Origin of the sequence: Micromonospora coerulea, assembly GCF_016598485.1 — a bacterium.
Lineage (GTDB): Bacteria > Actinomycetota > Actinomycetes > Mycobacteriales > Micromonosporaceae > Micromonospora > Micromonospora coerulea.
On sequence record NZ_JAEMUW010000002.1, the window covers coordinates 304,433 to 327,398 of the forward strand.

A 22,966-nucleotide genomic window follows, 5' to 3' on the forward strand; every position below is an offset into this window, starting at 1 on the left:
CTGCCCGCGTTGGCCGCTGAGCCAACCGCTCTTTGCGGCTACCCCGCTACGGGATGGGCGTCGGCTACAACCGGCGCGGTGGCGAGTCCCCCCGAGGCCGGAGACCGGAAGCCCTTGAGGATCAGGTACAGAGCGAGGCAGAGCTCCCAGGCGAACACTGGGATGGCGGCGATGGCTGCCCATACCGAGATCTGCTGGTAGATGCCGAACATCTGGGCGGTGCCCGAGGCGAAGACCAGCGGGCCGCCGACCAGTCCCAGCACGGGGATGAACCGGGGCACCAGGCCGGACCGGTAGAGCAGGTACGCGAGCAGCACCGTGTTCGTTCCGCAGATGAAGCTGGGCCCGACCAGGAATGTCCAGTTGTGGAACGCTACGAGGGCGCTTCCCAGCGCGGTCGCGTCGGCGCCGGCCGTCCCCGCCGAGTCCTGCCGCAGGGTCACGACGGCAAGGAGCGGAACGACGCCGACGGCAATGACGCCGGCTTCGAGCGTGCGCAGGCCGACATAGCCCAGGGCGACACCCTCGTTCTGCCGCTTGACGATGGGAAACAGCGTGACCGCCGTCCCGACGATGGCGAGGGCCAGGACCACCTCGAGGAACACACCAAGGAGCACCTGGGTGTCGGGACCCGGGCCGACGACGTAGTCGGCGTGGTGGAGAACCGGTCCGTAGAGGGCGACCGCCGCGATCGAGGTGACGTGAGTGACCAGGAACAGGACACCGACGACCGTGGCCGTCCTTCTGTTTGATGGCATGTGGGTCTCTTCCACGCAGGGAGGTGTACGACGTACACCTCAATGCCCAAACCATAGGTGTACGCTGTACACATGTCAAGCGGCGAGATCGATCATCACCGGCACCTGGGCGGTGGGCGGCATGGCTGAGTCGGCGCAGGCCCCACGGCGTGTCCCGTTGAACCGGGATCGCGTGCTGCGCGCCGCGGTGGCGCTCGCCGACGACGTCGGCATCGAGGCGCTGAGCATGCGCAACCTGGCCGAACGGCTGGGCGTGGTGCCGATGGCCCTCTACAAGCACGTGGCGAACAAGGAGGAGCTGCTCGACGGCGTGGTCGAGATCATCGTCGGCGAGATCGATCCACCCGCCCAGGGCGCGGACTGGAAGGACGCCATCCGGCAGCGGATCCTGTCGGCCCGACGCGCGCTGTTGCGTCACCGCTGGGCATCCCAGGTGATCGAGTCGCGCCTGCACGCCCCACCGGTCGTGCTGGACTACATGAACTCGCTGATCGGAATGTTCCGGGCCGGCGGTTTTTCCGTTGACCTGACCCACCACGTGATGCACGCCCTCGGCAGCCGGATGTGGGGTTTCACCCAGGAGGTGTTTCCCACCCCACCACCACCCGCTGACCCGGACGTGCGGGCGGCCATGTTCGGCCAGCTGGCAGCGCAGTATCCCTACATCATCGAGATCGCCACGGCGGGATCGCACGACGAGGAATCGGCCGTGGGTCGAGGCTGCGACGATCAGTTCGAGTTCGAGTTCGCGTTGGACGTCCTCCTGGACGGGTTCGAGCGACTCCACCAGCAGGGCTGGAGCTCCACCGACCGTAGGCGAGCCACACGCGCCAGTGCGTAGCTCGTTCCAGGTCGACAAGCCAGCGGGCATCGACGAAGTCGAGGGCGCGGGAGGCATATGCCATGGCGCCTCGGGTACCTGCCGGGCATGGCGCGCTACACGAAACCCGAGCTCAGAGAGCAGCTCAAGGAAGAGATCAAGGCTTCCGACAAGGGCGGCAGGCAGGGGCAGTGGTCGGCGCGTAAGTCGCAGCTACTGACCCGGGAGTACGAGAAGCACGGCGGGGGCTACCAGGGCCCGCGGGACCAGCGGCAGAAATCCTTGCAGCGCTGGGGCGAAGAGGACTGGCAAACCAGGGAGGGCGCTACCCGGGCGCGCCGCAACGGCGAGACCCGTCGTTACCTTCCCAAGCAGGCATGGGAACAGCTCTCCGCTGAGCAGCAGCGCGCGACCGACGCCAAGAAGCGGAACGAGTCCAAGTCCGGCAGGCAGTACGTTTCCAATACCCAGCCAGCCAAACGCGCACGACGGAACGCCACGTCGGCCCCACGAATCTCGGAAATGACTGTCGCCGAGGCGGCCAAGCTTGTCCGCGGCCTTGACACCCGGCAACTCAAAGGGGCACTGCAACTCGAACGCGAGGGCAAGGCTCGCAAGACGCTCATCCAGCGCCTGCAGTCAGAACTTGACCGACGCTGAGCCCGCCTAGCTCGGGGGTGGTCGAGGAGGCGCCACCCCGCTGACCGCACGCCTCACGTGGGCAGGTCGGCGCCTGTCTGCTCCTTCACCATGTACTCCGCGTACCAGTCGGGCCAGTTCGGGTCCGCCTGGCCGATGCGCTTCTCGTGCTCGCCGTGGGCGGCCGCCGCACGCTGCAGCGCACTCGCCAGGTCGCGGGCGGAGCTGAACGAAGTCGCGGCAGCCTCGACGCGCCCGGGAAGCCGGGTCGTGATCTCCTGCAGCAGCCAGGTGTTGCCGTCGGGATCGCTGAACGAGGCGCGCGAGTAGTAGCTACGGCGCTCGGGGTCCAAACCGCTGACCGGGCCTTCCGGGCCGAGGTGATGAGGGTCGCTCACCTCGACACCGACGGCGACCAGCGCGTTCCGGGCCGCCTCGAGGTCGGACACGATCAGGTACTCCTTGGCTGAACCAGGCGCCGCCGACGTGAGGTCCGGCCCGAAGTGGACCGAACACTGCGAGCCGGGCGGCGTGAACTGGATCACGCCAGGCGGTGTCTGGTCGAGCCTCCACCCGAGGCGCCCGTAGAACTCCTTGGCCCGGTCGACGTCCGAGACCGGGAGGACGACCACCTCGAGCTTCATGTCGACCTTCGTGCTCATCGCGGCCTCCTGGACTCGGTGAGGGCGCATCATGCGCTTCCCTGCGGCGTCCCAACAGTGAGACGCCCCGGTCGGTTTCCTGGCCTGGTCTCGGGTACGACGGTACTGCCTGCGCAGTTGCCACGGGCGCCGTTCTCAGCATCACGGTTACGGCTGCCATCCTGCTGTTTCTCACCGTCGCAGCGGTGCCAGCACAGGCGACGATCTTCTGCCCGCCGCGGGCCGGGCCATTTCCCCACTGCTGCCACCTCGCCCGGCCGGGCCCGCCATCATCGAACTGGGGCTCGCCAAGAAGGAGGTCAACCGATGGTTGACAACGACCTCGTGCTCATCACCGGCGTCGGGGGCGTGGGCCGCACCGTCGTCGACCTACTGCGGGCGCAGGACATGCCGGTGCGCGCGATGGTCCGCCGCGACGACGATCGTGCCGCTGAGCTGCGGGCGATCGGCGTGGATGTCGTCCTGGGCGATCTGACCCGACCGGAGAGCGTCGCGGCCGCGCTGCAGGGTGTCGCACGGATGTACTTCGCGATGCCCGTGTCACCGGACCACCTGCTGGCAGCGACGGTCGTGGCCACCGTGGCGCGGGAGTACGGGAAGCTGATGGCTCTGGTCGACATGTCCCAAGGGACGGTGTCGCAGATGACCGCCACCAGCACCGCCGAGTCGCACCAGCAGCGGCTGCACTGGCTGGCGGAGCAGGTGTTCAACTGGTCCGGTCTGCCGGTGGTACACATCCGGCCGACGTCGTTCCTGGACAATCCGCTGTTCACCACGCTGGCAGCGGTCTCGATCCGGATGAACGGCACCATCGCGCTACCTTTCGGCACCGGGCGCACCTCGCCGATCGCCGTGGAGGACGTCGCCCGGGTGGCCGCCACCGTGCTCCGCGACCCGGCTCCGCACCTCGGGCACGTCTACGAGCTGACCGGGCCACGCAGCGTCGACATGACGCAGGTGGCCGAGGAGTTCTCCCGGGCACTTGGCCGCCCGGTCTCCTACGTGGATCTTCCGCCGGAGCAGTGGCAGTCGGAGGTGCTCGCAAAGGCTGGCCTGCCGCCGCACAGCGAACAGCACATCGCCACCATGGCCCGACTGCACCGCGAAAACCGCTACGACCGCACATCCAACGACGTCGAACGCGTGACGGGTGTGCCCGCGCAGACGATCGAGGCGTTCGTGGCCGCTCGCAGAGACCTCTACCTGGGCTGAGCACCTCGAAACCGCACCACCGAGCGCCACGACAGCCGCCCCTGAGCGACGTGCATGGCAGGCCGGGCCGGTCGCCGTCAACCGGAGCCAGAGCGTGCGGCGACGGACATCGGCGCGCTGAGTCGGCCCTCGTTTCCGCTGCGATCCAGTCCGGACACGCAGTAGGAGAGCGGGCGGTCGACGGGGGCGGTGCGGTCGACCCAGCCGGTACCCCGGGTGGTGCCGACAAGCTGGGCCGCGTCGCCGTCCACGCGGTAGACGGCGAAGCTCGCGGCGCCGTCTCCGCGCCAGGTCAGCGCCACCCCGCCGGCGTCCGCACGCCGCGCGCCGGTGACCGCGGGTACGGCCGGCGGTGCCGCCGGTAGCTGCGCCATCGCGGGTACCAACGCCGGGCCGGCGTAGTGGGCAGCGCTGTACCGGCTGACCGCCCCGAGCTTGTCGGCGCGTACCTGCCTGGCGCTGAAGTGCACGCTCCCGCTCACGCCGTGCCGCCGGTTGAGGGCGAGCTGGCGGTCCAGCTCGGCCGGGTCGCGCCAGGCGCCGCGCTCGCCCACCCGGTAGTCGGCCTGGCCGATGTAGAGCTGCACCCGGGTGCCCCGCACCGTGGCCGCCCACCACGGCAGCAGCTTGGCGTAGTCGGCCTTGCCGAACCCGATGTGCCAGTAGAGCTGCGGCACGACGTAGTCCAGCCACTGCTCCCGGACCCAGAGTCGAGTGTCGGCGTAGATGTCGTCGTAGCTCTGCAAACCTGCGGTCGGTGAACCGGCCGGGTCGGTGCGCTTGTTGCGCCAGATGCCGAACGGGCTGATGCCGAACTTCACCCACGGCTTGATCGCCTTGATCCGCTCGCTCATCTCCCGGACCAGGGTGTTCACGTTGTCCCGGCGCCAGGCGTGCTTGTCGGCGTACCCCCGGCCGTAGCGGGCGAACGCCGCGCCGTCCGGGAAGTCCTGCCCGGCCTCCGGGTACGGATAGAAGAAGTCGTCGAAGTGCACCCCGTCGACGTCGTAGCGCTGGACCGCCTCCAGCATCGCGTCCTCGACGAACGCGCGCGCCTCCGGGATGCCCGGGTTGAAGTAGAGGCGGCTGCCGGGCCGGTCTGCGCTGGGATAGGTCACCACCCAGTCGCGGTGCCGCCGCAGCGGGTGGGTCGGCGCGAGCTGGTCCAGCCGGGGGCCGGGCCCGCCCACCGTGGCCGGCTGCCCGCCGCGGTACGGGTTGAACCAGGCGTGGAACTCCAGGTTCCGGGCGTGCGCCTCGGCGACCATGAACTCCATCGGATCCCAACCCGGGTCACGGCCGTCGCGGTGTCCGGTCAGCCACTCCGACCACGGGGCGTACCTCGACGGCCAGAGCGCGTCCCCGCTCGGCCGTACGTGCACGAAGACCGCGTTGTGGTTGTGCCGCACGGCCAGGTCCAGCCAGCCCCGGAACTCCGCCCGCACCGTCTCGGCCGGCAGCCCGCGCCGGCTCGGCCAGTCGATGTTGTTCACCGTCGTGATCCACATGCCGCGCAGTTCCCGGGGCGCTCGGGCCGGCCGGCCGGCGCAGGCGGGGGTGCCGCCCGCCGTGCCGGCGTCGGACGCCGCGCCGATGGTCGCCGCGTCGCCAGGTGCACCGCCGTCGCCAGCAACCCGGTCCCGCAGCGACCAGGCTCCGACCGCGGCCGCCACGGCGAGCGCGGCGACCACCGCGACCAGAGCGCGGGTACGACGGCGGTGAGCGGGCGGAGCGGCGGCGGGCATTGGCCCAGTCTGCCCAGTGCGGCCGGCCGGGTGAACCAGTTGGACCGTTACTTAACGGTCAGATAAGGCAGCATGACGCAGCCGCCCGATCACCAACACCAACCCCAGGCGGCCGCTACCGCTGCTGGAGTTGCTCGCGCACCCGTGGTGCGACCTCGGTGCCGAAGAGGCGGAGATTCTCCATGAGGGCGGCGTGCGGCATCGGGCCCATGCCGTACTTCAGGTCGAAGCGGTTCGCGTCGAGGGCGGTCATGGTCTTGACGATGCGTCGGGCGAGCGTCTCGGGCGAGCCGACGTAGAGGGAGCCGTACTCGACCTCGTGTTCGAAGTAGTCGCGGGTGATCTCCGGGAAGCCGCGCTGCCGGCGGGCGTCGAGCATGAAGGTCTGATAGGTGGGCCAGTACTCCTCCTTCGCCTGTTCGTCGGAGGCCGCCACGTGCCCCGGCGAGTGCACCCCGATCGGCAGGGGCGCGATCCCCGACTGCTCGGTGGCCGCCCGGTAGAGCGCGGAGAGCCGGGCGAAGCGGGCGGGATTGCCGCCGATGATCGCGAGCATCAGGGAGAACCGGTGCCGCGCGGCGCGCACGACGGATGCCGGGTTCCCGCCGACGCCCACCCAGGTCGGTAGCGCGCCGCCGGCGGTACGCGGGTAGACGTCGAGTCCCGGCAGGGCGGCCCGCGTGGTTCCCGACCAGGTGACCGGTTCTTCGGTCCGCAGTCGGGCGAAAAGTTCGAGTTTCTCCTCGAACAGGCGGTCGTAGTCGGCGAGGTCGAAGCCGAACAGCGGGAACGACTCGGTGCTGGAGCCGCGGCCGAGGATCACTTCGGCGCGGCCGGCGGAGAGAGCGTCGAGGGTCGCGTACCGCTGGAACACGCGCACCGGGTCGTCCGAACTCAGCACCGTGACCGCGGACCCCAGGTGGATGCGAGAGGTTCGGGCCGCGATGGCGGCCAGGACCAGGTCGGGTGCGGAGAGCGGCATCTCGGCGATGTGGTGCTCGCCCAGTCCGAAGAAGTCGAGCCCCGACTCCTCCGCAAGGACCCCCTCCGCGACCAGTTCGCGGATGTTCTGCGGCTGGCTGAGCAGCTCGCCGTCAGGGCCGAGCGTCATCTCCCCGAAGCTGTCGACACCGATCACGACCGGGTGTCCGCCACGCGTACTCGCCATTGCCAGCTCCTCCAGTGTGATTGACGCGTCAATGTTGATGCGTCAATCATACGGCTATGCTTGACCAGTCAAGGGAAGTGAGGTGGACAGCATGAGTGACGAGGGCCTCGCCGCGGCTCCGGTCGCCCGGCAGCGGATGACGAGCGCGGAACTGACGGTCTGGCGGACGCTGATCGACACCACCGCCGAACTCCGGCGGGTCCTGGGAGCGCAGCTGCTGCAGGATTCGGGCCTCTCACCGGCGGACTATCAGGTGCTCCTCGCGTTGAGTGAGGCAGCGGACCGGCGGCTGCGCTCGTCGGAGCTGGCGGCAACCATCGACTGGGAGCGGAGTCGGCTCTCCCACCACCTGAACCGGATGGAGCGGCGCGGGCTGATCCGCAGGGACGACTGCGCCACCGACAGCCGCGGTTCCGAGGTTTCGCTCACGGATGACGGGGCGCGGATGTTCTCCGGCGCGACCGCACCCCACATGAGGGCCATCAAGAGGCACTTCGCCGACGCCCTGACGCCCGAGCAGTTCGAGGCGCTCGCCGACGTACTGCGGTCCCTGCAGCACCATCTCCACCCGGAACCGACCACTCGTGCCGAGGAGGAACGGTCATGACGGCCAGCCTGTCGTCCATGCCACGGCTGCCACGGATCGCCGTGCTCGGTGCGGGGCACACCGGTCCGGTGATCGCGCGCGTCGCGCTCGCCGCCGGCCATCCCGTGACCATCGCGGCCTCCGGCTCCCCGGAGAAGATCGCCCTCATCACCCAGGTACTTGCGCCGGGGGCCGAGCCGCGCTGGGCGGCAGATGCCGTCGCGGACGCCGATGTCGTGGTGCTGGCCATACCGCTGCACAAGTTCGCGGCCTTCGACCCCGCCCTGGTGGCCGACAAGTTCGTCGTCGACACGATGAACTACTGGCCGCCCATCGACGGCGTTCAGCAGATGTTCGACGATCCCCGGTACGGCAGCAGCGAGATCGTCCAGCGCCGGCTCGCCCACTCGACGGTCGTCAAGACCCTCAATCACATCGGCTACCACGAGCTTGAGGACGACCGCCGCCCAGCGGGCTCGCTGGAGCGCCGCGCGCTCGGCGTCGCCGGGGACGACCCGGGCGCGGTGAAGACCGTGGCGGAAGTCATCGAGGGCATCGGCTACGCGGCCGTCCAGCTGGACAGCCTGCGTGCCGGGCGCCTCCTCCAACCGGGCGGCCCGGTCTTCGGTGTGTCGCTGCGCCAGACCGAGTTCGAGCAGGCGCTGGCCGCCTGAGCCGCACCGCCAAACCCGTTCCGCAATCACCACAGAAGGACTCACCGTGACCACTGCACCCTCGGACGCCGTACGAGCCTCCGCCGCCGAACCCACGACATTCCCACTCGTGCTCGGCCTCGACACCTTCGGCGACGTCACCAACGACGACGACAACCGCCCCCTGTCGCACGCCCAGACGATCAGGAACCTCGTCGAACAGGGCGTCCTCGCAGACCAGGTCGGGGTGGACTTCTTCGGGATCGGTGAACACCACACCGATGACTATCCACTCTCGGCTGCCGACGTGGTACTCGGCGCGATCGCCGCACGGACGACCCGGGTCCGCCTCGGGTCGGCGGTCACGGTGCTGAGCTCCGACGATCCCGTCCGGGTGTTCCAGCGCTACTCCACGCTCAACGCGGTCTCCGGCGGTCGGGCGGAGGTCATCCTCGGCCGGGGATCCAGCATCGACTCGTTCCCGCTCTTCGGCTACGACCTGGCCGACTACGAGCAGCTCTTCGAAGAGAAGGCTCAGCTCTTCGCCGAGCTGCTCAAGGGCGGGCCGGTCACCTGGGAAGGCAAGCTGCGTGCCCCGCTGCACAACCAGGACGTCGTACCGCACACCGAGTCCGGGCCCTTCCCGGCGTGGATCGGCGTCGGCGGCAATCCCCAGTCGGTGATCCGCGCCGCCCGCTACGGGTACTCGCTGATGCTCGCGATCATCCGTGGGTCCCCGGCGCGCTTCGCACCGTTCTCCCAGCTCTTCCAGCAGGCCCTGCAGCAGCTCGGGCAGGCCCCGCGGCCGGTCGGAGTGCACTCGCCCGGGCACGTCGCCGCTACCGACGAGCAGGCCCGCGAGGAGTTCTGGCCGCACTACCGGGAGGCCATCCGCCGGGTCGCCAGGACGCGGGGTTTCGCCGTACCGACCAAGGAGTCCTTTCTGTACGAGATCGGGCCACGCGGGTCGCTCTATGTCGGTTCGCCCGAAACCGTCGCGCAGAAGATCGCGGCGAACCTCACCGTCCTCGGCGCGAACCGCTTCGAGATGAAGTACGGCATGGGCGGCCTCTCCCACGAGGCACTCATGACCGCCATCGAGCTCTACGGCACCCAGGTCATCCCGCGCGTCCGTGAGATTCTGAGCTGAGCCTGAGCGGAAACCGGCTCCGCCACCACCGTTCGGCGCGGCGGGGCCGGGGGCGATGCGCGCTCGTCCGTGCCAGCGGCTCCGTTCCGCGCCCCTGCCGGTTCCCGCTCGACGCGGTGTCGTGGGCTCAGCTGGTCCGAATGGCAAAGGTCACCCGGGTACCGGCTTCGTCGGCACTGATGGCGAAGTCGTCGCATACCTGTCGGGCGATCCACAGTCCCCGACTGCCTTCCATGTTCGGGTCCGGCGGTCGGTATCCGGCCAGCGGGTCATCCGGGCCCGTCCCCTGGTCGCGGATCTCGCACACGATCTCGCCCGGCGCCCCCCACAGGTGCAGGCTCGGACGGCCGGCACCGTGGCGAAGGCTGTTGCTGGCCATCTCGCTGAGCACCAGGAGAAGGTCGTCGAGGCGGTCGTCGGCCAGCCATCCGACGGTGTGGACGAGGGTGCGCACCTGGCGGCGCAGCCCGGCGACATCGGCGAACGTGGCGGCCAGCGCCGGGGTGCCGATAGGCCGTAGCGCCGGGTCCGGCAGCTGACGCAGGAGCTGATCGGGTGGCTGATATCTGTCGCTGCCGACCGGCTGAGGGTCGAGGACGGTCGCGTGGGTACGGCAGGCGTCGGCGAGCACCGCTGAAGGCAGGGCACGTACGTCGTAGGGGCACACGATCTCGGCGGGTGCCTGCGTGAAAACGGCGTTCAGCGCGGACTCGTACCGGGTCCAGCCGACGTGCCGATCCGGCGGACCGAAGCCGACCTCCCCGACGATGGACACTCCCGGCCGGCCCTCGGCGATCGCCTGGTCGAGCAGCCGCTGCCAGCCCGCCACGGTGGTCGTGGGGCGCCGGTACCAGTCATCGCGGTCGAGGAACGTGACCTCGCCGGCCTGGTCGCCGAGGGCGTCGCGCAGCAGGACGATGTTCGCCGGGGTACTGGCCACCACGGCCGCATCACCGCGGGTCAGCCCGGTGCGCAGGAACGCCGACAGGACGGTGGTGAACTCGTCGTCTCGGTCGTAGAACATCGCGTGGTGGCGCAGGGTCCGTCCGGTCGTCGCAGTCACTGGACCGTCACCGCCCGAGTGGCCACGTCGAACGAACCCAATCGCCACAGCCGCTGAAACGCCCGGGACGCGCCACGGATCGTGACCAGCCCACGCAGGTCCGCCACCGCCCGACACGCCCGCACGAGCGCGCGCATGCCGGCGACGTCGACGAACTCCAGGCCGGAGACGTCCAGCATCGGCCGCTCGGCGGCCAGCGCTGCCGTGGTCAACGCCGGGACCAGCCGGTCGGCGTGGGTGAAGTCCAGCTCACCGCCCAAGCACAGCACACCGTCCGGCGAGGCGCAGACGCGGAACCTGATCAGCGGCGGGCCGGGACGAACGGACACGTTGACCTGATGCACCGATTCGATCAACGCCAGCTCGTCCGGCTTCCACCGCTGCCCGTCATAGATGCACAGCGCGGTGAACGGCAGCCGCGCGGCCAGTAGATCGGCGCGCAGTTCGTAACCCGGCCAGGAATGCCGCGCGTCCGGGCACCCTTGCAACCAGGACAACTCGGCAGCGACCCGCAATCCGAGGTATCCGTCATCGACGGCGGCCCGCACCTGCGCGGCGTAGGCCCGCAGCCGGTCGTCGCCGTCGAAGCGCCCGTCGACCAGGTACGCCTCCTCCGCGGCGCCGATCACCAACTGCCCTTCAGCGAGCGGCACATCGAGCGGCACGCCCGCGTCGAGGAGATACTCGATCGCCAGCGGTGCCCGCTCGGGCGGGGACGCCAGGAACAGCACCCGCTCGTTGCGAGCCAGCCCACGACTCAGGTAGTCGGTCAGCACGCGGCGGTGCTCGTCCGGGGAGGTGTACACCAAACAGGCGTGATCATGCAGCGCCAACGCGCCGTCGCTGACGGTCCGAGTCCCGCATCGGCGCATCCCGGTCACCGCCTCACCTGTCCCACGCACGACGGCGTAGCTGGGATGATAGGACATCCGGGGCTGGCGGCCACGAGCCCCTCCTGCTGGTCAGGGTGAGCACAGTCGGGAACCCGGATGCGGCGGTCAGCTGTGTCTCGGGCCTGGCGGCGAGCACCGGCCCGTGCATGGTCGCCGCCCATGGTCCCGCCCCAACCAGCCCGACCGTGACCGGGCCCACGTTCGGGGTCATGGCGCGTTCCACGGCTCATTCTCCAGGTCGGTGCGGCACGCCGCGCCCGACCGGGTACGGCGACGGTGGCGCGCGGGCGGAATGGTCAGGCCAGGGCGGCGTCGACGGTTTCGGGGGCGTACACCTGCTCGATGACCATCGCGTGGGCGCCGGTCAGCACCGCCCGGTCGCCGAGTTGACTGGTCGTCACCTCGAGGCGGCGGGTGGAGCGGGGCAGTGCGCTCTGGTACAGCTTCTCGCGCACGCCGGTCACGAAATGAAGGTCGGCCAGGTCGCCGGCGATGACCAGTACACCCGGGTTGAGCAGGCAGACCACGGTCGCGAGCACCTCGCCGACCAACTGGCCCGCCGTGCGGGCCAGGTGTACCGCCTCGGCGTGACCGGAGCGGATCCGCTCGATCAGCTCGGCCCCGGACGAGGTGGGCGTGCCGGCAGCGGTGAGGCGTTGGGCCAGCGCGAGCCCGCTGGCCACCGCCGCCAGGCAGCCGTAGAGGCCGCACTGGCAGCGGGCCTGCGGGTAGTCGTGCAGCCGGATGTGGCCGATGTCGCCGGCGCCACCGTCGATGCCGCGGTAGACCTGACCGTCGACGATGACGCCCGCGCCGATCCCGGTCGCGACCTTGACCAGCACCAGCGTCGGGCAGTCGGGGTAGTGCAGGGTCTGCTCGCCCAACGCCATCAGGTTGGCGTCGTTGTCGACGTACACCGGCCGGTTCCAGGTGTTGCGCAGCCGCTCGGCGATCGGGTAGCCGTCCCAGCCCGGCATGATCGGTGGTTGGGTCACCATGCCGGCCTCGAACTCGACCGGGCCGGGCACGCCGAGGCCGATCCCGCGCACCTGCGTGGGCTCCCAGCCGGCCTTCGGAAGCAGCCGGGCGAAGGCGGCGTCGACCCAGCCCAGCACCGCCTCGGGGCCCACGCCGATCTTGATGAGGCTGTGCTCCTCGGCGAGCAGCTGTCCGCGGAGATCGACGACGGCGGCCCGGGCGTGGTTGGCGCCAAGATCGGCTACCATCACCACGCCGTGGTCGGTGTCGAGTTCCAGCAGCTCCGCCGGCCGGCCGCCGGTCGATCCTTCTACGCCGGAGGTGCGGAGGTAACCGGCGGCCCGCAGCACGTCGATGCGCTGCGTGACGGTCGAGCGGGACAGCCCGGTGTAGGTCTGCAGCTCCGCCCGGGTGCGGGCGCGGCCCGTCCGGACCAGCCACAGCAGGTGGCCGGCGGAACTCTGGTTGCCCACCGGCCTAACCCTTGTCGGCACCAGCGGTTAGTCCCTCCGTCAGCAGCCGTTCGGCAGCGAAGAAGATGATCACGATCGGCAGTGTGAGGACAACCGACCCGGCCATCAACACCGTCTTGCTCACCTCGATGCCACCAGACAGCTGGGCGAGTCCTAGTGAGACGGTCCAGTCCGCCCGGTCCTCGACCAGGAAGAGCAGGGCAAACAGGAACTCGTTCCAAGCTATCATGAACACATACAGGGCATTCGCCATCACCGCGGGCGCGGCGAGGGGCAGCACCACCTTGCGGATGATCTGCAGCCGGGTGTAGCCGTCGACGGCGGCGGCCTCCTCGAGACTCTCCGGGATCGTCGACAGGTAGTTGCGCAGCATGTAGATCGAGACGGGTACCGTCTGCGCGATGTAGACGATGGTCAGGCCGGCGAGCGAGCCGCGCAGGCCGAGCCGGGTGAACAGCACGAACAGCGGGATCGCCAGCAGGATGGACGGGAACAGGTAGACCGCCAGGAACAGGAAGTGCACCTGGCGTCGGCCGGTGAAGCGGAGCCGGCTGACCGCGTACGAGCCGGGGATCGACACGAGCAGCGTGAGCACGGTCGCGGCGGCCGACACCAGCGCGGAGTTGGCGAGGAATCGCAGGAAGCCCTGACCGCCGGCGCCGGCCGGAGTGAGCACCTCCCGGTACGTTTCGATCGTCCACTCCGACGGGCCGGCCCAGATCTGGCCGGGGTTGGCCAGGACCTCCTCGATCGGTCGCACCGACAGCAGCAGCATGTAGCAGAAGGGGAACAGTGTCACCACGACCAGCACGGTGATGACCAGCCAGCGCAGGACGCCGAACAGTCGCTTCTCGAACGTGTAGCGATCCATCACGCCTCCTCCCCCTCGATCCGCGGCGCGAAGAATCGCAGGTAGATCACCAGCACCACGACGAGTCCCGCGGCGAGCACCAGCGCCTGGGCGGCCGCCGCGCCGATGTCGAAGCGCGCGGTGAGGAACTCGTAGACCCGTACGCTGACCACCTCGGTCCCGGCACCTCCGCCGGTGAGCAGGTAGACGTCGTCGAACTTGTTGAAGGTCATGATGAACCTCAGCACGCACAGCAGCGCGATGACCGGCGCGAGCTGCGGCAACAGGATGCGGCGGAACGTCTGGCTCGGCGCCGCCCCGTCGACCAGGGCCGCCTCCTCCAGCTCACCGGGTACCGCCTGGAGCCGGGCGAGCAGGAAGAGGAACGCGAACGGGAAGTAGCGCCACGCCTCGAACGCGATGACGGTCAGTAGCGCCATCGGCAGGTCGACGTCGAGCCCGAACAGCGAGAGGGTGTACTGCCGCTGGCTGAGAAACGCGATCTGCTGGTCCCAGCCGAGGAACCGGGTGCCCCAGTTGTTGGCCAGCCCGAACTGTGGACTCAGCAGGATCTCCCAGACGAACGTCACGGCCACGACCGGCGCGACGTACGGGAGTAGGACCGACGCTCGCACGAGGGTGCGGCCTCGGAAGCGCCCGCGCAGCGCGAGCGCGGCGATCAGCCCGAAGAGGACGGACAAGACGGTGCTGCCGACCGTGTAGACCAGCGTGGTCCACAGCGACGACCAGAAGCCTGGCGAGGTCAACACCAGCTCGAGGTTGGCGAGGCTGTACTGGCCGAACACGCCGGCGCGGCGCACGTTGATCAGCCGGATCCGCTGGAACGCCAGCATGACCGTCCAGAGGATCGGCAGGATGACGACGACGATGACGACGATCAGCGTCGGCGACAGGTAGGCCAGGCCCGCGCGGTTCTCCCGCTGCCTGCGCGTCAGTGGTCGCCGGGGGCCGGTGGGCCGGCGGCGGCGCTCCTGCGCCTCCGCCGGCCTCGGCTCGTGGGTGGTGACCATCGCTACCCGACGGATTTCTGGATCGTGCGGACGTCTTCGGCGGCCCGCTTCGCCGCCGCGGCGGCGTCGGACTCGCCGCTGGCGAGCGCGTTGACCGCCTTCGGCACGGGAAGCTCGCCGAGCGTGGCACCGAGCAGTGCACCCTGCTTCTGCGGGAAGCCCCAGCGCTGGAAGGTGTCGGGGCTCTTCGACAGCGCGGCCAGCACGTCGGCCGGGTAGACGTCGCCGAGCGGCTTCTTGGTGTCGACGCCTGCCGGCAGTCCGTTCCACGCGGTGGTGAACTTCGCCGGATCGCTCTTGTCGCCCTTGCGGACTGGGAACTTGCCCTCCGGGGCGATGCCGAGCCACTGCGGGTAGCCCTCGTTCATCATGAACTGAGTGAACCGGCGGGCGTCGTTGGTGTCCTTGCCGGTGTTGCTGATCGCCCAGCTGGTGATCTCGCCGAAGCCCTGCGGCTGGCCACTCGGGCCGCCGACCGCGGTGACGATGCCGGTGTTCTTCGCCAGGAACGCCGGGTCCTGCTTGCACTCCGGGCACGTCGGCAGCGCGTCCTTGCGCAGCGCCGCCATCTCGTCGAGCAGGAACGAGGACCAGACGACCATCGCGGACTTACCGGAGAAGTAGGTGGCCCGGGTGGTGTCGACGTCCTGCGCGCCCGGCACCGACCACTTCCGCACCAGGTCGCCGTACAGCTGGAAGGTCTCGACGCACTGGGGCGAGTCGAGGGTGATCTTCTTCGCGTCGTCGACCAGCTGGCAGCCGTTGCCGAGCGCGAAGTTCTCGAAGGTCTGCGCGGTGAACGCGTCGTTGGGGACGGTCGCGAGGGAGATGCCGGCCATCCCGCCGGTGTTGAGCTTCTGCGCCGCCTGGCGGATCTTGTCGAAGGTGTCCGGTGCCTGCAGGCCGGCCTTGTCGAACAGGTCCTTGCGGTAGAACAGCAGCTGCGCCCAGCCGTCGGAGGGAACGGCGAGCTGCTTGCCGTCCTGGCTGGTGAGTTCGAGCGCCCGCGGGGAGAACGTGTCGCGGCCGAGCCCGTCGACGACCGATTTGGCCGCCGTGGTGTCGAGCAGGTCGTTGGAGGCCATCTGGGCCACGGAGGCCAGCGGCAGCGCGCCGACCACGTCGGGCAGGGTGCCGGCAGCGGCGGCTGAGGTGATGAGGTTGGTGAACTGGTTCTCGTCGGTGGCGACGATCTTGACCTTGATCCCGGTCTGCTGGGTGAACTTGTCGGCGATCGCCTGAGTCGCCTGCACCCGGTCGGTCTGGTTCTCCAGGCTCCACACGGTGAGGCTGCCGTCGCTACCGCTGCCCTCATCCTCGCCGCACCCGGCCAGCGCCGGCATGGCCAGTAGGCCCGCCGCGACGCCGCCCGCGAGCCACCGGCGGCTCCGTGCGTTTTTGATCTTCACGTGACTTCCCTCCGTGAGGTGTCGATGACCATGCACTTTGAACTCGTTACGGGCAGATTTCAGCAGTACTTATACTTGATTGCAAGACATAACTCGGTAACATCTCCGGCTGAACCGGCGCGTTACAGCGTCCGTCCAAACCCAACCGTGGGGTGAAAGGCCAGAGTGTCGCAAACAGTCCAGGTCACGTCGCCGCGTCGCGTCGAGGTGATCGAGCAGCCCAGCATCGAACTCGGACCTGGCCAGATCAGGGTTCGCACCAGCTTCTCCGGCATCTCCGCCGGCACCGAACTGACGGCCTACCGGGGCACCAACCCCTACCTGAACAGGAGCTGGGACCCCGACCAACGGCTGTTCGTCGAGGGGACCAGCGGCCTCAACTACCCGATCGCCGGACTCGGCTACTCCGAGGTCGGCGAAGTCGTCGAGGTCGCACCCGACCTCGCCGACGACGATGATCCGGCGATCCCGGCGGTCGGCCAGCAGGTGTGGGGCATCTGGGGGCATCGCGGCGAGGCCGTGCTGCCGGTCGACCGGCTGCGCGGCTGCGTGCTGCCCGACGGCCTCGACCCGGTCGCCGCGACCTTCGCCCGCGTCGGCGCCGTGGCGCTCAACGCCGTGCTTGCCGCCGACATCCACCTCGGCGAGGTGATCGCCGTCTTCGGTCAAGGCGTGCTCGGCCTGCTCACCACCCGCCTGGTCCAGCTGAGCGGCGCCACCGCGGTCGCCGTCGACACCGTACCGTCACGGCTGGACAAGGCGCGCGAGTACGGTGCCGGAGCCACCATCAACGCCGCCACCGAAGCCGTCGCGCAGCAACTGCGCCGGCTCACCGAGGGCCGCGGCGCCGACGTCGCCATCGAAATCAGCGGTTCCTACCATGCGCTGCACGACGCGATCCGCTCCGTCACCGTCGACGGCCGGGTCGTCTCCGCCGGCTTCTACCAGGGCGACGGGACCGGCCTACGACTCGGGGACGAGTTCCACCACAACCGGGTGCGTCTCGTGTCCTCCCAGATCGGCGGGGTCCCACCCGCACTCGCGGGCCGGTGGAACCAGGCCCGACTCAACCACACGTTCCTCCAGCTCGCCCTCGACCGCCAGGTCGACCCGGTCGGGCTGGTCACCCATGTCATCCCGGTGGAAGAGGCGGCGGAAGCCTTCGACATGCTCGACCGCCGGCCCGAGGAGGCACTTCAGGTGGTGTTGAAATTCTCATGATCAAGATTTCCTGCCAGGAGCAGCTGTTGCCTGGCGCGACACTCCAGGACAAGTGGGAGTTCGCCCAGCGGGCAGGCTACGACGCGATCGAAGTGCGTGGCCGAGGCGATTTCGCCTTCCGCGACCGACTGCCCGAGCTGCGCCGCGCCGCCCGCGACGGCGTGCCGATGCCATCGGTGTGCGTGGAGATGCTGCACTTCTTCGGCGCCTTCGACGTCGACCTGCGCCGCGACGCGATCGCCCAGATGAAGTCCCAGCTGTCGGTCATCGCGGAAATCGGTGGGCCGGGCGCGGTCGCCTGCACGCCGGCCTCGTACGGCATGTTCTCCCGCCGGCTGCCCCCGTTCGAACCGCCCCGGAGCGAGCAGGACGACCGCGCGGTGCTCGTCGAGGGGCTCACCGAGCTGGGCGAGCACGCCGCCCGAGAGGGAGTGGTGCTCGCCCTCGAACCGCTCAACCGCTACGAGGACCACATGGTCAACCGGCTCGAGCAGGCGGTCGAGCTGATCACCGCGGTCGGACTCCCCTCGGTCAAGGTGCTCGCCGACACCTACCACATGAACATCGAGGAAGACGAACCCACCTCAGCCCTGGTGATGGCCGCCGCCCACCTCGGGCACGTGCAGGTCTCCGACTCCAACCGCTTCCAACCCGGCGCAGGTCACCTGGACTGGGCGGCACTGCTCGGCACCCTGGACGCGATCGGCTACGACGGGCACCTCGCCGTCGAGTGCCGGCTGCGCGGCGAGCCGGTCAGAGCCGTCACCACCATCCCCGGTTTCCTGCGCCGCCACGCGGTGGGCGTCGCCGTATGACCATCGCACCCACCATCGAGGCGGACCCTCGTCACGCGTCCGACCACCGTAGCCTCGACCGGGCCGCCCGACGGCTACTCGTGACGAACTGGCGGGTGCGCGCCACCGTGCCGGCCACCAAGCTCTACCCGCACCAGTGGAGCTGGGACTCGGCGTTCATCGCGATCGGGCTGCGCCACCTGTCCCCCACCCGCGCACAACAGGAACTCGAGTCGCTGTTCGGCGCCCAGTGGCGCGACGGCCGGGTACCGCACATCGTCTTCGATCCTGACGTTCCGAGGGATGCCTACTTCCCCGGACCGGGGTTCTGGCGCTCGGGAAGCTCGAACGCAGCGGCCGTGCCGACCTCCGGGATCGTGCAACCGCCCGCGCACGCCCTCGCGACCTGGGCCACGTACCGCGCCGATCCGGCGGTCGCACACCTCCGCGGCTTCCTGCCGCGGATGTATCCGCGGCTCGTCCACTGGCACCACTACCTGCTCACCCGACGCGACCTGGGCGGCGCCGGCCTCGCCTCGATCGTGCATCCGTGGGAGTCGGGGATGGACAACAGCCCGGCCTGGGACGCCGCCCTGTCCCGGATCGATCCGGTGTCGCCCGGCTCGTTCACTCGGCGCGACCTCGCACACGCGCCAGCGGCCGAACGGCCGACCGATCTCGACTACGGCCGCTACATCAGGCTGGCCAGCGACTACCGCGACGCCCGGTACGCCGACTCGCCGTCGGTGCACGCCTTCGCGATCGAGGATCCGCTGTACAACGCGCTGCTGATCGCCGGCGAACACGCACTCGCCAACATCGCGGCCGCAATCGGCCGCGACCCGGCACCACACCGCGCCACGGCCGACCGCCTCACCGCCACCCTGGTGTCCCGGCTGTACGACCCGGCCGCCGAGATGTTCTTTCCACGCGACGTACACACCGGCGAGCTCGTGCGCTCCTGGTCGATCACTGGCCTGATGCCGATGATCGTGCCGGGACTGCCGGTGGCCCGGGAACTCGTCGATACCGCGCTCGGCGACCGCTTCCGGCTCCGCGACGCGTGCCCGCTGCCCTCCTACGACCTGACCGCACCCGACCACGCTCCGGGCCAGTACTGGAGGGGACCGGGCTGGGTCAACACGAGCTGGCTGTTCTGGCACGGGCTGCGCCTGCACGGCGAGACGGCACTGGCCGACGACCTGCGCGAGCGGCTCCTGCACCGGGTGCTCAAGACCGGGTTCCGCGAGTACGTCGACCCGCTGACCGGCGCCGGCCACGGCAGCGACGGATTCAGCTGGACGGCCGCGCTGGCCCTCGACCTCATCCGCGCCGCATGAACCCCTCGGTCACGGTGGCCGGGACGACCTGCCTGCTGGCCGCGGAACCCGGCGCCGATCTGGGAGCAGACCGGCTGGACGGGCTGTTCGTCGACGATTGCCGGCACCTGTCGACGCTGGCGCTGCGGGTGCACGGCCAGCCGCTGCGGACGCTGCGGTCCTCCGAGGCCAGGTCGGTGTCCATCCCGGACACGCCGCGCGGATCCAACCCGTCGTACGCGGTGCACCGGCACCGCGAGGTGACGGCCGGGCGCCTGGTCGAGACACTGACACTGCAGTCCTACGTCGGCGAACCGCAGGCCGTACGCCTCGGGTACCACCTCGCTGCCGACTTCGCCGACCAGTTCGAGCTGCGCTCCGACCGGGTCTTCGACAAGTCCGACGCGGTCCGGACCGCGACGCTCGACGGCGACGGCCTGATCCTCACCTACGAGCGGCGCGGCTTCCAACGCAGCACCACGGTGACCGCCGCGCCGGCAGCCCGGCTGACCACCGACGGCGCGGACTGGACGCTGACGCTCGCGCCCCACGGCTCGGCGTCCGTCAGTCTCACCGTGGACGCCGGACGGCCCGCGCCGCCCATGGACGCGTCCCCGCCGATGCCGCACGTGGCCCGCGACGACCTGGCCCGCTGCGTCCGACGCGGCCTCGCGGACCTTGACGCCCTCCGCGTCACCGTGCCCGGGCTGCCGACCGGCACCTACCTGCCCGCCGCCGGCGCACCCTGGTTCCTCACCGTCTTCGGCCGCGACAGCCTCATTGCCTCGCTGTTCGCACTGCCCTACCGGCCGGAACTCGCCGCCGGCACACTACGCGCCCTCGCCGCCTGCCTCGGCAGCCGCAATGACCCCGCCCGCGTCGAGGAACCCGGCAAGGTGCCGCACGAACTGCGCTTCGGTGAGCTGGCGACGCTCGGCGACGTTCCCTACGGCCGCTATTACGGCACGGTCGACGCCACCCCGCTGTTCCTGGCACTGCTGGCCGCGTACCACGCGCTGACCGGCGACGACGTCCTCGCCAAGGACCTGGAGGGTCCGGCGCGGGCCGCCGCCGCCTGGGTGTGCGGGCAGCTCGACGCGCGCGGCTACCTGACCTACCGCACGGACGGACCGGGCCTCGTGCACCAGTGCTGGAAGGACTCCGCCGACTCGATCGCCTTCCGGGACGGCACCCCGGCCGCCGGGCCAATCGCGGTGTGCGAGGCGCAGGGGTACGCCTACCGCGGGTTGCTCGGCACGGCCCGGCTCGCCGAACGGGTGTGGGGCGACGCCACCTGGGCGGAGGAGCTGACCGCCCGCGCCCACGCGTTGCGGGCGCGGTTCGCAGCCGATTTCCGCCTGCCCGACGGATTCGTGGCGCTGGCCCTGGACGACTCCGGCCGGGTGGTCGACGCGCTCGCCTCCAACGCCGGACACGTGCTGTGGTCGGGCATCCTCGCCGACGACTGGGCCACGGCGGTCGCGCGGCGGCTCGCGGAGGACGATTTCTTCTCCGGCTGGGGCGTGCGTACCCTCGCCGAGGGCCAGGCGCCGTACCACCCCCTGTCCTACCACCGCGGCGGAGTGTGGCCCCACGACACCGCATTCGCCGTGGCCGGTCTGGTCGCCGCCGACCGGCGGGACGACGCGGCGCGGATCGCAGACGGTCTTCTCGCCGCGGCCGCCCACTCCGACGACCGGCTGCCGGAGGTGCTCACCGGGCTGTCCCGCACCGCGTACGACGGTCCTGTGCCGTACCCGCACTCCTGCTCGCCGCAGGCCTGGGCCGCCGCGTCGCCGTTGGTCCTGCTGACCGCGCTGGGCTGACCCCCACGCCGGCGGTCAGGCCGCGCGCCGTCGAAGCCGCTGGCGCCACCCGGTCAGCGCCGGGGCGTGGACCCACGGTCCACGCCCCGCTCCGGGCCCGGTTCCCCGAACGACGACCCCTTCGCCGGGGTGAGCCACCGGTCAGGCCGAGGCCGCCTGGTGTCCGGCACGGCAGGACCTTCGGCCAGGGCTGGTCGCAGCAACTCCGTGGCCGGCCACCACTCGATGGACTTCATGCACCGAAGGGTCGAGCACCCGGCTCAGCGGGCCGCTTGGATCCAGTCCTGGTAGTGGGTGGGTGCCAGGTGTGCGTCCGGGCCCGCGATGATCGCGTCGCCGGTGACGGCCGCGAACAGGCCGGCCTTGTCGTCGGTGACGACGGTCCGGTTGTCGTGCTGTGCGGCCAGGGTGAGCCGGCCGAGGTCGTCGAGGGCGAAGACGTCCGGGCCGGCGATGTTGCGGATGCCGTTCAGCGGCGAGTTGATGGAGACATCGACGACTTCGTCGACGATGTCCGCGGTGGCCATCGGCTGAATACGGGTAGCGGGCAGGCGGACGGTGGTGTCGTCGGAGGTCCAGGACATGGTCGCGTTCATGAATTCGAAGAACTGGGTGGCGCGCACGATGGAGTACGGCGTGGGCCCCTGCCGGAGCAGTTCTTCCTGCAGGGTCTTGGCGCGGTAGTAGTCCAGCTGGGGCACCTGGTCCACACCGACGATCGAGAGGATCACCTGGTGGCGGACGCCGGCACGCTCCCCGGCGGCCAGCAGGTTGGTCATGGAGGTGCGGAAGAAGTCCAGGGAGGCCTCGTCGAAGGTCGGCGAGTTCGCGACGTTGACCACGACCTCGGCGCCCTCCAGCGCCTGGTCCAGGCCCTTCCCCGTGATCAGGTCGACGCCGGTCGACAGCGACGCGGGGACGGCCTCGTGCCCGGCTGCGGTCAGCTTCTGGACCACCTGCGAGCCGATCAGTCCGGTCCCGCCGATGACTGTGAGCTTCATGACTCTCACCCTTTCACGGCGTGCCACAAGGCACGCCAACTTCGTCGAGGACGCACCCCCGAACTCGGATACTTTCTGTCCGAGACATTAGTCGGATAGTCTGTGTCCGAGTCAAGCGGGGGGTCGGATGAAGCTGTCAGGCGGGGTTGAGTGGGCACTGCACTGCTGCGTGGTGCTGACCACGGCGACGGAACCCGTGCCCGCTGCCCGGCTCGCGGAACTACATGACGTCTCCGGCAGCTACCTGGCCAAACAGCTGCAGGCACTCTCCCGCGCCGGCCTCGTGACCTCCGTTCAGGGCAAGGCGGGCGGATACGTCCTGACCAGGGCCTCCGAGCTGATCACCGTCCTCGACGTCGTCGCGGCCGTGGACGGCGCTCAGCCCGCGTTCGTGTGCACGGAGATCCGCCAGCGCGGCCCCCTGGCGGCAGCACAGGAGGCGTGCACCCGGCCGTGCCCCGTCGCCCGGGCGATGGCCGGCGCCGACGCCGCCTGGCGCGCCGCCCTGCAAGCGATATCCATCGCGGACCTCGCCCGCAGCGTCGACGACGACTACGGCCCTACCGCGCTCGCCGGCATCCGCACCTGGCTGAGCGGACCGAACGACGGCGATACCGCGGTTGTCGAGCAGGGGTGAGAGGCGTGAGGGCGATGTCGGCCTCCGCAAGCCACTGCAAGGACGTACGGGCCCGTACCAAGAACGTCTCCGGCGTCC

Annotated in this window: 22 protein-coding genes; 11 read left to right on the forward strand and 11 right to left on the reverse strand. The window is 70.1% G+C overall.

What is annotated here, in order from left to right; all coding sequences use genetic code 11:
• Window positions 1-38: 38 nt before the first annotated feature.
• Window positions 39-758: a DUF4386 domain-containing protein gene (locus tag I8N68_RS03800; RefSeq protein ID WP_200207641.1), complete on the reverse strand. Its 720-nt coding sequence runs from the start codon at window positions 756-758 to the stop codon at window positions 39-41.
• Between the two features lie 121 nt (window positions 759-879).
• Between I8N68_RS03800 and I8N68_RS03805 the strand changes: the two genes are divergently transcribed.
• Both I8N68_RS03805 and I8N68_RS03810 read left to right on the forward strand, forming a co-directional pair.
• Window positions 880-1,599 carry a TetR/AcrR family transcriptional regulator C-terminal domain-containing protein gene (locus I8N68_RS03805; protein WP_200207643.1) on the forward strand — a complete coding sequence of 240 codons (720 nt, stop codon included), beginning with the start codon at window positions 880-882 and terminating at the stop codon, window positions 1,597-1,599.
• Window positions 1,600-1,686: 87 nt separating this feature from the next.
• Window positions 1,687-2,238, forward strand: coding sequence for a hypothetical protein (locus I8N68_RS03810; protein ID WP_200207646.1), 552 nt, complete (start codon window positions 1,687-1,689; stop codon window positions 2,236-2,238).
• 53 nt (window positions 2,239-2,291) lie between these two features.
• Here I8N68_RS03810 and I8N68_RS03815 read toward each other — a convergent pair whose 3' ends face one another.
• Window positions 2,292-2,861 carry a VOC family protein gene (locus I8N68_RS03815; RefSeq protein WP_200207649.1) on the reverse strand — a complete coding sequence of 190 codons (570 nt, stop codon included), beginning with the start codon at window positions 2,859-2,861 and terminating at the stop codon, window positions 2,292-2,294.
• A gap of 324 nt (window positions 2,862-3,185) precedes the next feature.
• On the opposite strand from I8N68_RS03815, the gene I8N68_RS03820 reads away from it, so the two are divergent.
• Entirely contained in the window at window positions 3,186-4,091 is a 906-nt protein-coding gene (locus tag I8N68_RS03820) for an NmrA family NAD(P)-binding protein (protein ID WP_200207652.1), read from the forward strand.
• Window positions 4,092-4,168: 77 nt separating this feature from the next.
• Here I8N68_RS03820 and I8N68_RS03825 read toward each other — a convergent pair whose 3' ends face one another.
• Together I8N68_RS03825 and I8N68_RS03830 are read right to left on the reverse strand one after the other, a co-directional pair.
• Window positions 4,169-5,836, reverse strand: coding sequence for a glycoside hydrolase family 10-like protein (locus I8N68_RS03825; protein ID WP_200207660.1), 1,668 nt, complete (start codon window positions 5,834-5,836; stop codon window positions 4,169-4,171).
• Window positions 5,837-5,951: 115 nt separating this feature from the next.
• The gene (locus I8N68_RS03830; RefSeq protein ID WP_200207662.1) at window positions 5,952-7,004 is read right to left on the reverse strand and encodes an LLM class flavin-dependent oxidoreductase; all 1,053 of its coding nucleotides are present in this window, start codon (window positions 7,002-7,004) and stop codon (window positions 5,952-5,954) included.
• 91 nt (window positions 7,005-7,095) lie between these two features.
• Between I8N68_RS03830 and I8N68_RS03835 the strand changes: the two genes are divergently transcribed.
• From I8N68_RS03835 to I8N68_RS03845, 3 genes are read left to right on the forward strand one after another with little or no spacing between them, the layout of a single operon-like run.
• Window positions 7,096-7,611, forward strand: a complete 516-nt coding sequence (locus I8N68_RS03835) for a MarR family winged helix-turn-helix transcriptional regulator (RefSeq protein WP_200207670.1) — start codon at window positions 7,096-7,098, stop codon at window positions 7,609-7,611.
• Window positions 7,612-7,628: 17 nt separating this feature from the next.
• On the forward strand, window positions 7,629-8,264 hold the full coding sequence (locus I8N68_RS03840; protein ID WP_234038682.1) for an NADPH-dependent F420 reductase: 636 nt from the start codon (window positions 7,629-7,631) through the stop codon (window positions 8,262-8,264).
• Between the two features lie 46 nt (window positions 8,265-8,310).
• Window positions 8,311-9,393, forward strand: coding sequence for an Atu2307/SP_0267 family LLM class monooxygenase (locus tag I8N68_RS03845; RefSeq protein ID WP_200207672.1), 1,083 nt, complete (start codon window positions 8,311-8,313; stop codon window positions 9,391-9,393).
• Between the two features lie 127 nt (window positions 9,394-9,520).
• On the opposite strand, the gene I8N68_RS03850 is transcribed toward I8N68_RS03845, so the two are convergent.
• From I8N68_RS03850 to I8N68_RS03875, 6 genes are all read right to left on the reverse strand, one after another.
• A complete protein-coding gene (locus tag I8N68_RS03850) occupies window positions 9,521-10,456 on the reverse strand; it encodes an anti-sigma factor RsbA family regulatory protein (RefSeq protein WP_200207680.1) in 936 nt (311 codons plus the stop codon).
• Window positions 10,453-11,328 carry an MEDS and STAS domain-containing protein gene (locus tag I8N68_RS03855; RefSeq protein WP_234038775.1) on the reverse strand — a complete coding sequence of 292 codons (876 nt, stop codon included), beginning with the start codon at window positions 11,326-11,328 and terminating at the stop codon, window positions 10,453-10,455. The genes I8N68_RS03850 and I8N68_RS03855 overlap by 4 nt, the downstream gene beginning before the upstream one ends.
• A 317-nt stretch (window positions 11,329-11,645) precedes the next feature.
• On the reverse strand, window positions 11,646-12,800 hold the full coding sequence (locus I8N68_RS03860; RefSeq protein WP_200207694.1) for an ROK family transcriptional regulator: 1,155 nt from the start codon (window positions 12,798-12,800) through the stop codon (window positions 11,646-11,648).
• A 4-nt stretch (window positions 12,801-12,804) separates the two neighbouring features.
• The gene (locus I8N68_RS03865; RefSeq protein WP_200207696.1) at window positions 12,805-13,671 is read right to left on the reverse strand and encodes a carbohydrate ABC transporter permease; all 867 of its coding nucleotides are present in this window, start codon (window positions 13,669-13,671) and stop codon (window positions 12,805-12,807) included.
• Window positions 13,671-14,681 carry a carbohydrate ABC transporter permease gene (locus I8N68_RS03870; RefSeq protein ID WP_200207698.1) on the reverse strand — a complete coding sequence of 337 codons (1,011 nt, stop codon included), beginning with the start codon at window positions 14,679-14,681 and terminating at the stop codon, window positions 13,671-13,673. Before I8N68_RS03870 ends, I8N68_RS03865 begins: the two co-directional genes overlap by 1 nt.
• 2 nt (window positions 14,682-14,683) lie before the next feature.
• A complete protein-coding gene (locus I8N68_RS03875) occupies window positions 14,684-16,090 on the reverse strand; it encodes an ABC transporter substrate-binding protein (protein WP_307812558.1) in 1,407 nt (468 codons plus the stop codon).
• A 165-nt stretch (window positions 16,091-16,255) separates the two neighbouring features.
• Here I8N68_RS03875 and I8N68_RS33810 point away from each other — a divergent pair, with 165 nt between their 5' ends.
• Genes I8N68_RS33810 through I8N68_RS03895 form a run of 4 tightly spaced genes read left to right on the forward strand, consistent with a single transcriptional unit; the run spans window position 16,256 to window position 21,250 of the window.
• Window positions 16,256-17,311 carry a zinc-dependent alcohol dehydrogenase gene (locus I8N68_RS33810; protein WP_200207700.1) on the forward strand — a complete coding sequence of 352 codons (1,056 nt, stop codon included), beginning with the start codon at window positions 16,256-16,258 and terminating at the stop codon, window positions 17,309-17,311.
• A 26-nt stretch (window positions 17,312-17,337) separates the two neighbouring features.
• Entirely contained in the window at window positions 17,338-18,126 is a 789-nt protein-coding gene (locus tag I8N68_RS03885; RefSeq protein WP_234038683.1) for a sugar phosphate isomerase/epimerase family protein, read from the forward strand.
• A complete protein-coding gene (locus I8N68_RS03890) occupies window positions 18,123-19,445 on the forward strand; it encodes an MGH1-like glycoside hydrolase domain-containing protein (protein WP_200207704.1) in 1,323 nt (440 codons plus the stop codon). Before I8N68_RS03885 ends, I8N68_RS03890 begins: the two co-directional genes overlap by 4 nt.
• Window positions 19,442-21,250, forward strand: coding sequence for an amylo-alpha-1,6-glucosidase (locus tag I8N68_RS03895; RefSeq protein ID WP_200207706.1), 1,809 nt, complete (start codon window positions 19,442-19,444; stop codon window positions 21,248-21,250). Before I8N68_RS03890 ends, I8N68_RS03895 begins: the two co-directional genes overlap by 4 nt.
• 260 nt (window positions 21,251-21,510) lie before the next feature.
• On the opposite strand, the gene I8N68_RS03900 is transcribed toward I8N68_RS03895, so the two are convergent.
• Window positions 21,511-22,251, reverse strand: coding sequence for an SDR family oxidoreductase (locus I8N68_RS03900; RefSeq protein WP_200207708.1), 741 nt, complete (start codon window positions 22,249-22,251; stop codon window positions 21,511-21,513).
• A 127-nt stretch (window positions 22,252-22,378) separates the two neighbouring features.
• Here I8N68_RS03900 and I8N68_RS03905 point away from each other — a divergent pair, with 127 nt between their 5' ends.
• Window positions 22,379-22,888 (forward strand): RrF2 family transcriptional regulator, encoded by a 510-nt coding sequence (locus I8N68_RS03905; RefSeq protein ID WP_200207710.1) that lies wholly within the window; start codon window positions 22,379-22,381, stop codon window positions 22,886-22,888.
• Window positions 22,889-22,966: the final 78 nt, after the last annotated feature.